This window comes from Streptomyces sp. NPDC101227 (genome assembly GCF_044767545.1).
Classification (GTDB): domain Bacteria; phylum Actinomycetota; class Actinomycetes; order Streptomycetales; family Streptomycetaceae; genus Streptomyces.
The window spans coordinates 138,342-151,048 of the sequence record NZ_JBIWOD010000018.1; the positions used below are offsets into that span (position 1 = coordinate 138,342).

A 12,707-nucleotide genomic window follows, 5' to 3' on the forward strand; every position below is an offset into this window, starting at 1 on the left:
CCGCCGGCCCTACGGGCCGTCGGAACGCGCGTCCCGGCCACAGCGGCCACGACGCGCGTTCCGACGGCTCAACCGGCCTGCCGTGCCTTCCCCTTCACCGTGCGCGAGGCGCGCCAGGCCACGTCCGCGAAGCGGGCGGCCAGCGGGTGGTAGCCGTGCACGGGATAGGCCAGATACGTGGGGACCAGGGGCGCGCCCCGTAAGGGAATGAGTCGCACGTCAGGGTGGGTGTAGCGGCGCGCGGCGGATGCCGGGGCGGTGCCGAAGACGCCGCCGCCCGCGATCTTCTCCAGCCACTCGTCGAAATTGCGGCACTCGGCGCCTACCTTCGGGCGCCCGCCGACGGGCCACATTTCTGGAAAAGTCGTGCCACTCACCGTGTTCACGATCAGCCGCCACTGCGCCAGCTCCGCCCAGTCCAGCGTCTTCCGGCGGGCGAGCGGAGACGAGGCGGAAACGGCGGCGAGGCGCTCCTCCTCACACAGCAGCACACCGCGCACGCCGTTCGTCGAGACCTCGCCCCGTAACAGTGCGACATCGACGTCGCCGGTGTCCAGCCCCGCCATCGCGGCGTCGCAGCGCACCAACTCCACCTTCGTTCCCGTCTCTTCGGCGAAGCCGGCGGCAAGCGCCGCGATGCCTTCGGGCAGTACCCAGGTGAACCCCACCCGCAGTGTTTCGCCCTGACGCACGTCGTCGAGGGCCGAGTCGAGCTGCTGGACGAGCGGGGCGAGCGAGTCCCGCAGTCTGGCGCCTTTGGGGGTGAGGTCGATGCGGCGGGTGCTGCGCTCGAAGAGGCGGACGCCGAGGGCCTCTTCCAGCATGCGGATGCTGCGGGTGATCGTCGGCTGGGCGAGGTGGAGCCGTCGGCCGGCGGCACTGAAACCGCGCTCTTCCGCGACGGCCAGGAAGTTACGGAGGTGTCGAAGATCGATATTCATACGGCCAGAGCATAGGTGACACAGAAAAGCTATTTCCTTGCGCCGGACCTCTTTGCTTAACCTCCTTGGAGACCGCCCGACCGGTGCATCCACGAACCACCTCGCTTGCGGTCATCGCTGGCTTCAACCTGTCCACGCACAATGCTGGTTGACAGCGAAGAGACACTCTCATCAGGTTATTGAACCGTTAATGAACTGCCCCGCGGGTGGCGGCTCGCTTTCCCGCAGAGGCGCTTTCAGGCCAAAGATCCACCTCGCTCTCGGTGTCTCGCTCGCCGGATAGTCGATTCGTCGTTCTCGCGTGACCCGGCATGAAATCACACGTCTTTTTACCAACCCTTGAGGAAGGTATTGGCATGCCTGTAGTTGAAACGCGAAACGGGCCCATCGAGTACGTTTTCCTCGACGGTGACCCGGATCTCGCCCCCTTGGTCTTTCTGCACGGAGGCACCGGTTCGATCGCCACCTGGAACCGGTTCCCCAGGCTTCTCGCAGCGGAGACCGGTCGTCGCGGGCTGCTGTTCTCCCGCCACGGCAACGGCTTTTCGGGCCCGGCGAAACTGCCGCGTACCCCGCGTTACATACACGAGGAGGGCCAGGAGAAGCTCCCCGAGCTGCTGGACCTGCTCGGGGTCGAGAACCCCGTACTCGTCGGGCACAGCGACGGGGGCTCCATGGCTCTGCTGTACGCCTCGATCCGACCCGTCGAGGCGGTCATCGCCCTGGGCCCGCACCTGTATTGCGAGCAATCGACCCTGCGGGGCATCGCGTCGGCCCGCGCGTCCTTCGAGGACGGGGGTCCCTTCGCCAAGAGGGTGGCGATGATGCACGAGGACCCGCGGTCCGTCGTGGTGGGCTGGAGCGGTGTCTGGCTGTCCCCCGGGTTCAGCGACTGGAACATCGAGGGCGACATCGACACCACCGTCCCTGCCCTGCTGATCCAGGGTGACCAGGACGAGTACGGCACGCTCGGCCAGCTCGACGCCGCGGAGCGCGCGCTGTCCGGGCCCGTACGGCGCCTGATACCCGAAGGGGCCGGCCACTACCAGCACATGGCCGACGACCCCGAACTCATCGTCGGCGCCATCCGCACCTTCCTTGCCGAACACGCGCCCGGCCCCCGTCCCGAGGAGGTGCGCGCATGAGCTCCGCACACTCAGCGAACTCGGTGAACGCCGCGCCGCGCACCGATGCCCTCGACGAGATCAGGCTGGACGGCCTCCTGGCCAGGGCCGCCAAGCTCCACCCGGACCGCCCGGCGCTCTCCGGGGCGGGGCAGAGCCTCACCTACGCCGAACTCGAGGCCACCGTCGAGGCGTTGGCCTGGCAGCTCGCCGCGGCCGGGCTGGCGCCGGGAGACCGGATCGGGGTGTACGCCGCCAAGTCTCCGGCGGCCGTGCTCGCGATCTATGCCGGGCTGAGGGCCGGGGCGGTAGTGGCCCCGCTCGACCCCGCGGATCCCCCGACGCGCACCGCCCGCATGGTCCGCAACGCCGGCATCTCCACCCTGCTCACCCCCGACCGCGCCCTCCCCGCCTGCCACCGGGCCGCCGCCGAGGCCACCGGCGCCTCCGAACACACCGGAGGGGTCCTGGACCACGGGCTGAACTGGGTGAGCCTGCTCGCCCCGGAAGCCCGCTCGGCGCCGCTGCCCGAGCCCTCGGGCCAAGGGGGCTACATCCTCTTCACCTCCGGCAGCACCGGCTGGCCGAAGGGTGCCCTGCTCTCGCACACCAACGTCGCGCACTTCGCGCTCTGGGCCGCCAGAGAGCTGGGCCTCACCGAGACCGACCGCATCGGCTCGCAGGCCTCGCTCAGTTTCGACCTCACCACCTTCGACCTGTTCAGTGCCGCCGCCACGGGTGCCTGTGCCGTCCTGATGCCGGACCTGCTGCGCGCCTTCCCGCGCGATGTCGTCGGCTGGCTCCGCGAGCAGAAGATCACCGCGTTCTACGCCGTGCCCTCCCTCTACCACGGCATGCTCCAGCAGGGCGGGATCGCCGAGGACGGCCTGCCGCCCGCACTGCGTGTGGCCGCCTTCGCCGGAGAGCCGTTCGTCCCCCAGCTCCTCCAGGACTACCTGGCGCTGATGGGCGAGCGCATCCCCTTCCACAACCTTTACGGCCCCACCGAGACCAACGTCTGCACCCATCTGCGGGTGCCGCCCGACTGGAGTGCCGACCAGGAGCTGAGCATCGGCCGCCCCATCCCGGGCGACATGCTGGAAGTGCTGGACGAGGACGGGCTCCCCACCGACGGCGAGGGGGAGATCCACGTCGCCGGGCCCACCGTGTTCCAGGGATATCTGCAAGGCGGCGAACTGCGCGACCCCACGGTCACCGTGCCGTTCCGCGACGGTACCTCGCGCCGCGCCTACGCCACCGGCGACCTGGGCCGGATCGACGAAGACGGCCGCGTCTTCCTGCGGGGACGGCGCGATTCCCAGGTCAAGCGGCGCGGCCACCGTATCGATTTGCTCGACGTCGAAAGCGCCGTCCTCGAACTCCCGCAAGTCGCCACCACCGCCGTCGTCGCCAAGGCCGGCGGGCACCGCGGCGAGATCTGGGCCTACGTCCAGACCCGCGACCCGCAGGCCACGGAGCGAAGCCTGCTGGCCGGCCTGCGCGCGGTCCTTCCCCAGCGGATGCTGCCGGACCGGGTGGTTCTGGTGGCGGCGCTGCCGACCACCTCCCGGGGCAAGGTCGACCGCCTCGCCCTGAGCGCTACCGAGCACATCGAGCTCACCGACCACGCGAAGAACACCGACAGCGCCAAGAACGCCGACACCAAGGAGATGCCCGTATGAACAGCGTCGAGGACCTCTGCGCCCTGATCGGCAGCAAGATCACTCGGGGCCGGGGCGAGGACCCGCAGCAGCTGACGGCCGACACGCCCCTGCTGGAGATGGGCCTGCTGGACTCGCTGGCCATCATGGAGATCGTCACGGCCCTGGACGCGGGGCCCGGGATCGCGCTGCCCGACACCGAGATAGTGGCCGCCAACTTCCGTACCCCCAAGGCACTGTGGGCGGTCATCCAGAGCCTCCCTGAGCGAGCCGCGCAGTGACCGCGCCCGTGGACCGGCTGCTGCGGTCCGGCACCGAAGAGACCGAGGCCCTCGTCGACACGTACCGGGAAAGGGCCGAACCGGTCATCGCGCAGGTGCGCGACAAGGACTTCCGCACACAGTGGGAGGCCATGGCCGACCTCGGTGTCCTGCGCCTCGCCGAGGAGGGGACCGCAGATCCCGGACCGGTCACCCGTGCCCTTGCCGGAATCGAGGGAATCGGGCTGGCCGGCCTCGATCCGGGTGTCTGCTACGCCTTGGCGTCCCAGGTGTTCGGCATGGAGTTCCCGCTGCGCGCCCTGCTGCCCGAGGACGACTGGGCGGCGGTCGCGCACATCCAGGACGGCCGCTCGCTGTTGTGCCACGCGCTGACCGAGCGCGGCGGCGGCAGCGATCCGCTGTCGATGGACACCGTCGCCCGGCGGGACGGCGAGGGCTATGTGCTGGACGGCGCCAAGACCTTCATCACCGCCGCGCCGGTCGCCGACGGCGCGATCGTCTTCGCCCGCACGGCCGAGGGCCGCCACCCCTTCGCGCTCTCCGCGTTCCTCCTGCCGCTCGGCCTCCCGGGCGTGACCCGGAGCGAGCCCTTCGAGAAGACCGCCCTTGCGCACGTACCCATGGGAGAGCTGACCTTCGACGGTGTCCGACTGCCGTCCGGTTCGCTGATCGGCGAGGAGGGTTCGGGCCTGGCGGTGATGGCGTCCACCACCGCCTGGGAGCGCGCCGTGCTGCTCGGCTACGCTCTCGGCCCCATGCGCCGCACACTGCGCCGCATCGTCGAATGGGCCGGGGAGCGCAGCCACTTCGGGCGCCCCATGGGATCCAGCCACCAGGTGGCCTCCCGGGTCAGCGAGATGGCGCTGGCGCTGCACCGCTCCCGCGTGCAGGTGTACGCGTTGGCCGCCCGGCTGGATGCCGGGACGCCCGCCAGGCAACTGGCGGCCGACGCCGCGCTCACCAAGGTCTCGATATCCGAGGACTACATCCGGCTGACCGAGCACGCCACAGCGCTCTCGGGCGTCCGGGCCTTCATCGCCGACTCCGCACTCCCGGCCGACCTGCACAGCCCGATGGCCGCGCTGACCTACGCGGGCCCCAACGACCTGCTGCGGGTGGGCATTGCCCGCCAATTCGGCCTCCCGGTCGAGAACTGACCCCAAAGGACACCGATGACGCTGCCAACCAACACGGACGATCTCCTCAAGCTCGCCGACCGGACGGGCGAAACCCTCGCACCGCTGGCTGCCGACGTGGACGCCGGACGCTCCAACGGCCACGAGGCCTACCGCATCCTGCGCGAAGCCGGGCTCCTGGGCCTGCTCATCCCGCGCGAGGCCGGCGGCGCCGGGCTCGGCTTCGGCGCCTACTCGCGAGTCCTGGAACAACTGGGCGTGCACAACGGCGCCGCCGCCCTCGGCTACAACATGCACAATGTGGTCATCGGTGCCCTGGCCGAGACCGCGGGGACGCCACTGCCCCAGGCAGCGGAGACCTTCCGCTCCTGGGTCTTCGACGAAGTCGTCAACGGCCACAAGATGTTCGCCTCCGCCGTCTCGGAGGCGGGCAACGGCGCAAAGCTGCGCGGGATGCGCACCAGCTACCGCCTCACCGCAGACCGCGAGCACTACGTCCTGGACGGCGAGAAGTCCTTTGTCTCGCTGGCCGGTGCCGCCGACTACTACGTCGTGGCGGCCCGCCCGCACGGTGGCGAGGACACCAGCGAGGTCTCGCACTTCGTCGTCGCCGCCGACGACCCGGGCGTCAGCTTCGGCCGGGTCCACAGCCTGGCCGCGATGAACGGCACCAGCACGGCCGGGATGAGACTGGACGCCGTGACCCTCCCGCGTTCCCGCCTCTACCTCGGCGTCGAGGGCATGTCACTGTTCAAGCTCGTCCGCGAGCCGCACTGGATGACCGCCGGCTACACCGGCGCCTACCTGGGCATCGCGGAGGCCATCTTCCGCTGGACCGTGGAGTACGTCACCGCCTCGCCGCAGCGCGCCGGCAATCCCGTCATCCAGCACGACCTGGGACGGATGTCCGCCCGGCTGCGCGCGGCCCGCGCGCTGGTGCACGAGGCGGGCGACCACATCGACAGCGAGCGCGGCAGTCTGGAGGCCAACGCCATGGTGCACGCCGCGAAGTACATCGTTGGCGAGGTGGGCCCCGAGCTGGGCCGGGACGCGGTGCGGGTATGCGGTTCGGCGGCGGTCGCCAAGTCCGCGCCGCTGGAGCGGCTGATCCGCGAGGCGTCGTTCTCGTCGGTGATGCCCGCCAAGCCGTACGACTGCCTGGAGTACCTCGGCAAGGCGGCGGTCGGCGTCAACCTCTACGACGCGCGGGCCTTCTCATGGTGACGCCCCTGTCCTCGAGGGCCTCGGCCGCGCTCGGGCGGACGGTCACCCCCGAAGCGTTCCGGGCCCTGATGAGTTCCCACGCCGGGTCCGTGGCCGTCGTCACCACGGCGGACGAGGCCGGTGTTCCCTACGGCTTCACCTGCACCGCGCTGTGCTCGGTGTCCCTCGACCCGCCGCTGCTGCTGGTGTGCGCGTCGAACACGGGCAGCACGCTTCCGGTGCTCGTGGAGCGTGGAGAGTTCGTCGTCAACCTCCTGCACGGCGAGGGGCGGAGGTCGGCCGAGGCGTTCGCCGGCCGGACGGCCGGGCGGTTCGCGGCGGTGCCCTGGCAGCGGGCTCCCGTAAGCGGGCTTCCCCTGCTGCGGGAGGACTCGCACACCCTCGCGCAGTGTCGCGTCGACCGGCTCCATCCGGCGGGGGACCACACGATCGTCATCGGCGAGGTGATGTGGACCGACGCCTGCGACCCGCCCGGCCCCGGGCCGCTCCTGTACGGCAGACGCCGCTATGCGGCATGGTCGGACTGACGGCGCCCCGCGTTCACCCGTCCGCGGTGAGCCTGCGCACCGCAGCCTCGGCGTCCCGGTCATCGGGCAGATAGCACAGGAAGTGATGACCGGGCTCGTCGACGGCGGCCAACTTCACGTAACGCAACCGCAGTTCACCGGCGACGGGATGCCGGAAATGCCGCACCGCCGGTTGGTAGACGGCCGTCTCCCGCCGCTCGTACCAGCGGGCCGCGTCCGGGTCCTGGGTGATCTCGCCGACGATCTCGGCGTACCGGCGGTCGTCGGGATGACGGGCCGCGTTGGCACGGAACTGCCCCAGCAGGTAGCGCGCTTCCGCCTCCCAGTTCACGATCAGATCGCGGGCCGGTGCCCAGCGGAACACCAGCCACGGCAGATTGCGCCGCTTGGGAGGCAGGCGCGCGGGGTCGGTGAGCAGCGCCGCGTAGCCGGCGTTCCAGGCCAGTAGGTCCCAGTGCGGGTCGATGACGGCCGCCGGATTCGGCGTGACCGACTCCACCAGAGACAGCAGGTTGCGCGAGACCCAGCCGGGCGGCTGATCCCCGGCGGCCGGGGCGTCCTCGACGAAGGAGAGGACATGCGCGGTCTCCGCCGCGTCCAGCCGAAGCGCCCGCGCCACCGAACGCAGCACCTGCTCCGAGGTACGCACCCGCCCCTGCTCCAGCCACGCGTACCAGGAGCTGCTGATCCCGGCCAGCTCGGCCACCTCGTCCCGGCGCAGACCCGGGGTGCGCCGGCGCTGCGACACCGTCAGGCCCACCTCGGCGGGGGCCAGTCGCTCCCGACGGGAGCGCAGGAAGGCGCCGAGCTCTCTGCGCAGCGCACTCGCCGTAGTCCCCTGGCCGGCTCCCGGCCGCACGACGCTCATCGCGTCCGCCTCTCCTTGCTCCTCGGCTGTCCGGCATCCGCCGTGCACGGCACACCCATGCCCCGCTGAGCAAAGTGTGAGCGATCGTCATCGGCTGAGGGGGAAATCCGGACGGCCCAAGTGGTGATCTTGAAAGGGCCCGGGGGACATCCCGGGCGCCGAAAGGAGTGACACCTCGTGTCCGCCACATCCGCCACATCCGCCACGTCCACCCGTCCCGAAGTGCCCGCCCTCTCGCGCCGTTCGCTCCGGCTGCTGCGCTCCGCCGGGCTCGTCAGCAACTTCGACCGCTTCTGTATTTCGCCGATGCTGGTGATCATCGCGGCCCGGCTCGGCACCGATATGTCGACGGTGGTACTCGCGGCCAGCGTCTACTTCCTGTGCTACGGACTGATGCAGCCGGTGTGGGGACTGGCCAGCGACCGGTTGGGCCGGGTCCACGTGATGCGGCTCTCCCTGACGGCAGGGACGGTGGCCTCGGTGATCTCCACGCTCGCGCCGAACGCCCCGATCCTGATCGGGGCCCGCGCCATATCCGGGGCCTGCTTCGCCGCCTGCGTACCCGCCTCGCTCAGCTACGTCGGCGACGTCGTCCCCGCCCAGGTCCGCCAGCGCCCGCTCAGCGACCTGATGACCGCCTTCTCGCTCGGTACGGCTCTCGGCACGGTCGTGGCCGGAGCGCTGGCGCACTATGTCAGCTGGCGTCTGGTCTTCCTGCTGCCGGGGCTGCTCGCCGCCTACCTCGCCTGGGCGCTGCGCCGCCTCGCCGAGCCGGCGCGGGAGCCCTCCGGCGCCCTGCTGGCTCCGTTCCGCATCGTGCTGGCATCGCGGTGGATGTGGTTCGTCATGGGCGTCGCCCTGGTCGAAGGGGCCGTGCTGCTGGGCTTCCTGACGTATCTGGCACCCGCACTGGAGGCGCGGGGGGTGCCGGCCGCGGTGGCCGGCGCGGCGTCGGCGCTGTACGGCGTGGGCGCCATGGGCTTCGCTCAGCTGGTCAAGAAGCTGGTGGGACAGTGGAGCCCGGCCATGCTGATCGTCGCGGGCGGGACCCAGGCCGCCGCGGCCTATGCCGTCGCCACGGTGAGCCAGTCCCTCCCGGCGCTGGTGGTCACCGCGCTGCTGCTCGGCGGCGGCTGGTCGTTCATGCACACCACGATCCAGTCGTGGGCGACGGTGCTGGCCCCCACGGCCAGGGCCACCGGCGTGGCGATGTTCGGAGTGAGCCTCTACGGGGGCAGCGCGCTCGTCGGCAGCCTGACGGCCGGCGCCGCCGGCGACCACCGGTACGGCCTCCTCTTCCTGATCGCCGCCGTCCTGACGGTCCCTCTGACAATCGCGGCCGCGTGGGGGCGGGCCCGGTACCGCTGACGCTCCGGAGGCGGGTCGAAAAATGGTTGGCGCCGCTCACGCGCGCCGGTCTAGCATCGGCGACGTTGCGGACGGGGCACACAAGCCGCCGTCGTCGGCCGTTTTCGAGGAACCGGGAGGTGAGTAGCGATGACTGTCGCAGTGATGGGCGTTGCCCGCATTCAGAAGATCATCCATCCCACCCCCGTGGTCTCCGGCTGACTCGACCTTCCTCATCTCTTCTCGCGCGTGCTGCGCGTGGCCGGGACCGCTTCTTCTCGAAGGGTCATCCCGTTGTTCGACCTCACCTTCTCCGCTGCGCATCCGCTGACCGCCTACGGCTGGGACGACGGATTCGCGGAGAGTTTTCTCCCCTTTGCCGGGCAGGGGTTCGTGCCCGGCCGGATCGTCCGCGTGGACCGCGGGCGTGTGGACGTCGTCGTGCCGGACGGCGACGGCATCCGGACCGTTCTGGCCGATACGGCGCTGGTGGCGACCAGCGACCCGATGCGGGTGCCGTGCACCGGCGACTGGGCCGTGATCGACCTGGAGAACGGCCGGGGTGGCGACCAAATCGACGGTGTCGTACGGGCGTTGCTGCCCCGCCGCACGGCATTCGTACGGTCCACGTCCTCGAAGCGCTCCGAGGGCCAGGTGCTGGCCACAAACATCGACACCATCGTCATCTGCGTCTCGCTCGCGGACCCGCTCGACCTCGGCCGGATCGAGCGCTTCCTCGCGCTCGCGATGTCCGGCGCGGGCGGTCAGGGGCCGCTGCCCGGGGCCGCGCCCTCCCCGGAGAGCGGGGCGCAGCCCCTGGTGGTACTGACCAAGGCGGATCTGGTCCCGGACCCGGCCGGGCTGGCGCATCTGGTCGCGGATGCGGCAACGGCGGCTCCCGGCGTGCAGGTGCTGGCGGTGAGCGCGGCCACGGGGGACGGCATCGAGGCGCTGACCGCGGCGCTCGCGGGCCGTACCTCCGCATTGCTGGGGCAGTCCGGCGCGGGGAAGTCCACGCTGGCCAACGCCCTGGTCGGGACGTACGTCCAGGAGGTGCAGGCGATCCGCGACCGCGACGGCAAGGGGCGGCACACCACCACCACGCGGGATCTGCTGGCGCTGCCGTGGGGCGGGGTGCTGATCGATACACCGGGGCTGCGCGGCGTCGGGATGTGGGATGCCGGGGCCGGGCTGGCGCGGACGTTCGCGGAGGTCGAGGAGCTGGCCGAGGAGTGCCGTTTTCCCGACTGCGCCCATGAGTCGGAGCCGGGCTGCGCGGTGCTGGCGGCCATCGAGAGCGGGGCGCTGCCCGAGCGCAGGCTGGAGAGCTTCCGGAAGCTGCGGCGCGAGAACCTGCGCATCGTGGCGAAGACGGACGCCCGGGTGCGGGCGGAGATCCGGCGGGACTGGAAGCAGAAGCAGGCGCTGGGCCGGCACATGGGCGAACGGAAGCGGGGTTCGCGCAGGTAGCGGAAGCCGACCCCGTCGGGGCCCGGCGCGCGCCGGGCCCCGGCAGCCGCCGGGCGTCGTGCCAGCGCCGTGTCCGCTTTCCGCCAGTGGTGGCGGTGCCGGCGGCGCAGACTGAGGTCGTGCGCAACGACGTGATGAATGACGAGGCCCGGTACGAAGCGGTGTCCAGCCGGGATGCGCGGTTCGACGGGGAGTTCTTCTTCGCGGTGCGGACCACGGGCATCTACTGCCGGCCGAGCTGCCCCGCGGTCACTCCCAAGCGGGTCAATGTGCGGTTCTTCCCGTCGGCGGCGGCCGCGCAGGCCGCCGGGTTCCGGGCCTGCCGGCGGTGCCGGCCGGACGCCGTGCCCGGGTCGGCGGAGTGGAACGTACGGGCCGACCTCGTCGGCCGCGCCATGCGGTTCATCGGGGACGGAGTGGTCGACCGGGAGGGCGTCGGAGGACTGGCGCGGCGGCTGGGGTACAGCGCGCGACAGGTGCAGCGGCAGCTGACCGCGGAGCTCGGCGCCGGCCCGATGGCGCTGGCCCGCGCCCGCCGGGCGCACACCGCCCGGATGCTGCTCCAGACCACCGGGCTGCCGGTCACCGAGCTGGCCTTCGCGGCCGGGTTCGCCAGCATCCGGCAGTTCAACGACACGATGCGGGAGATCTACGCCGGGACGCCCAGCGAACTGCGGGCGGCCGCCCTCCGGGGCGCGGCGCGCAGCGCGGCCGGCGAAATTCCGGTGCGGCTGTCCTACCGGGGCCCGTGCGCCGAGGCCGAGATGTTCGACTTCCTACAGGTACGGGCGGTGCCGGGCGTCGAGGAGATACGGGGCGTACGCGGCCGCCGCACCTACCGCCGTACGCTGCGGCTCGACTACGGCACCGGCATCGCCGAGATCGACGAATTCGGCGGCGCGCGGCCGCGGCGCACCCCGCCCGCGGGGCTGGTGTGCCCCGCCGCCCGGGGCGCGGACGGCGGCTGGCTGGAGTGCCGGCTGCGGCTGACGGATCTGCGGGACCTGGCGACGGCCGTGCAGCGGCTGCGCCGCCTCTTCGACCTCGATGCCGATCCCTACGCCGTCGCCGAGCGGCTGGGCGCCGATCCGCTGCTCGGCCCCTTGGTGGCGCAGCGCCCCGGGCTGCGTTCGCCCGGCGCCGTGGATCCGGAGGAGCTGGCCGTACGGACCGTGCTGGGCGGGCCGCCGGAGCGCGCCGCGGAGCTGGTGCGCACGTACGGGAAGCCGCTGGACGCGCCCGACGGCGGGCTCACCCATCTCTTTCCGGGGCCCGCCGCGCTGACCGGCGCGGAGGTCGTGGCGCCGGTGCGCGCACTGTGCGCCGCGCTCGCCGCCGGGGAGATCGTGCTGGACGCGGGCGCGGACCGCAATGCCGCCGAACGGGCGCTGGCCGCCCTTCCCGGCGTCGGGCCGCGGGTGGCGGCGTACATCCGGATGCGGGGGATGGGGGACCCGGACGTGGCGGCCGGGCTCGGGGTGGCAGGGGCTGCGGGGGCGGCGGACGCCTGGCGTCCCTGGGGAGCGTATGCGCTGCATCATCTGTGGTGCGCCGGGCTGCGGGCGGAGGGGGAGATCCCGGGGGCGGGCGAGGCGGCCGCGTGAGCCGGCGGTGCCGTACGCCGCTCACTTCGCGAGCACGGCGCCCATCCAGGCCCCCACCACCAGCAGGCAGGCGAACAGCTCGATCAGCACGCTCAGGCCGATGGCCCGCATGACCGTACGGGTGGAGGCCCAGGCGTCGCCATGGCCGCCGAGCCGCACCCGTTCGAGCACGTAGAGGCCGCCGACGGCGCCCAGCGGGCCGCCGATGACCGGAATCACGAAGAACCCGGCGATGCCGGCCAGACCCGCCAGGAACAGCGTGCGGTACGGCGCGCCGGCGGTGCGCAGACTGCGGGCCGGAAGCAGCCATTTGAGGGCCTGGTTGAGGAGCAGCAGACCGGTGGCCGCGATCAGCACCGTCCAGGCGACGGCGGTCTGCTCGGTCATCGCCCACCACAGCACCCCGGCCCATACGATCAGCGGCCCGGGGACGCCGGGCATCAGCACCCCGAGCAGCCCGAGCAGCAGGACCAGGCCGACCGCGACCAGCTGCCAGGCGCTCATGGGACGGCTCTCCCCCTGGG

12 protein-coding genes are annotated in these 12,707 nt (G+C 71.8%); 9 read left to right on the plus strand and 3 right to left on the minus strand.

Annotated elements, in window-relative coordinates; all coding sequences use genetic code 11:
* Nucleotides 1-68: 68 nt before the first annotated feature.
* On the minus strand, nt 69-941 hold the full coding sequence (locus ACIRPT_RS32700; RefSeq protein ID WP_403833729.1) for a LysR family transcriptional regulator: 873 nt from the start codon (nt 939-941) through the stop codon (nt 69-71).
* Between the two features lie 356 nt (nt 942-1,297).
* Here ACIRPT_RS32700 and ACIRPT_RS32705 point away from each other — a divergent pair, with 356 nt between their 5' ends.
* From ACIRPT_RS32705 to ACIRPT_RS32730, 6 genes are read left to right on the plus strand one after another with little or no spacing between them, the layout of a single operon-like run.
* Complete coding sequence (locus ACIRPT_RS32705; protein ID WP_403833732.1) at nt 1,298-2,086, plus strand: alpha/beta fold hydrolase; 789 nt, start codon at nt 1,298-1,300, stop codon at nt 2,084-2,086.
* On the plus strand, nt 2,083-3,747 hold the full coding sequence (locus tag ACIRPT_RS32710; protein WP_403833734.1) for an amino acid adenylation domain-containing protein: 1,665 nt from the start codon (nt 2,083-2,085) through the stop codon (nt 3,745-3,747). The genes ACIRPT_RS32705 and ACIRPT_RS32710 overlap by 4 nt, the downstream gene beginning before the upstream one ends.
* The gene (locus ACIRPT_RS32715; RefSeq protein WP_403833737.1) at nt 3,744-4,007 is read left to right on the plus strand and encodes an acyl carrier protein; all 264 of its coding nucleotides are present in this window, start codon (nt 3,744-3,746) and stop codon (nt 4,005-4,007) included. The genes ACIRPT_RS32710 and ACIRPT_RS32715 overlap by 4 nt, the downstream gene beginning before the upstream one ends.
* Entirely contained in the window at nt 4,004-5,164 is a 1,161-nt protein-coding gene (locus ACIRPT_RS32720; protein ID WP_403833739.1) for an acyl-CoA dehydrogenase family protein, read from the plus strand. The genes ACIRPT_RS32715 and ACIRPT_RS32720 overlap by 4 nt, the downstream gene beginning before the upstream one ends.
* A 15-nt stretch (nt 5,165-5,179) precedes the next feature.
* Nucleotides 5,180-6,367, plus strand: coding sequence for an acyl-CoA dehydrogenase family protein (locus ACIRPT_RS32725; RefSeq protein ID WP_403833741.1), 1,188 nt, complete (start codon nt 5,180-5,182; stop codon nt 6,365-6,367).
* Complete coding sequence (locus tag ACIRPT_RS32730) at nt 6,361-6,894, plus strand: flavin reductase family protein (RefSeq protein ID WP_403833743.1); 534 nt, start codon at nt 6,361-6,363, stop codon at nt 6,892-6,894. The genes ACIRPT_RS32725 and ACIRPT_RS32730 overlap by 7 nt, the downstream gene beginning before the upstream one ends.
* Nucleotides 6,895-6,907: 13 nt before the next feature.
* Here the strand turns inward: ACIRPT_RS32730 and ACIRPT_RS32735 are convergent, their stop codons facing one another.
* The gene (locus tag ACIRPT_RS32735; RefSeq protein ID WP_403833746.1) at nt 6,908-7,762 is read right to left on the minus strand and encodes a helix-turn-helix domain-containing protein; all 855 of its coding nucleotides are present in this window, start codon (nt 7,760-7,762) and stop codon (nt 6,908-6,910) included.
* A gap of 177 nt (nt 7,763-7,939) precedes the next feature.
* Between ACIRPT_RS32735 and ACIRPT_RS32740 the strand changes: the two genes are divergently transcribed.
* The 3 genes from ACIRPT_RS32740 to ACIRPT_RS32750 all read left to right on the plus strand — a co-directional run bounded on the left by ACIRPT_RS32740 (nt 7,940) and on the right by ACIRPT_RS32750 (nt 12,183).
* A complete protein-coding gene (locus ACIRPT_RS32740) occupies nt 7,940-9,130 on the plus strand; it encodes an MFS transporter (RefSeq protein WP_403833749.1) in 1,191 nt (396 codons plus the stop codon).
* A 273-nt stretch (nt 9,131-9,403) separates the two neighbouring features.
* The gene (gene rsgA / locus ACIRPT_RS32745) at nt 9,404-10,579 is read left to right on the plus strand and encodes a ribosome small subunit-dependent GTPase A (protein ID WP_403833752.1); all 1,176 of its coding nucleotides are present in this window, start codon (nt 9,404-9,406) and stop codon (nt 10,577-10,579) included.
* Nucleotides 10,580-10,713: 134 nt separating this feature from the next.
* A complete protein-coding gene (locus ACIRPT_RS32750) occupies nt 10,714-12,183 on the plus strand; it encodes a DNA-3-methyladenine glycosylase 2 family protein (RefSeq protein ID WP_403833881.1) in 1,470 nt (489 codons plus the stop codon).
* A gap of 21 nt (nt 12,184-12,204) precedes the next feature.
* On the opposite strand, the gene ACIRPT_RS32755 is transcribed toward ACIRPT_RS32750, so the two are convergent.
* Nucleotides 12,205-12,687 carry a DUF456 domain-containing protein gene (locus ACIRPT_RS32755; protein WP_403833754.1) on the minus strand — a complete coding sequence of 161 codons (483 nt, stop codon included), beginning with the start codon at nt 12,685-12,687 and terminating at the stop codon, nt 12,205-12,207.
* Nucleotides 12,688-12,707 lie beyond the last annotated feature (20 nt).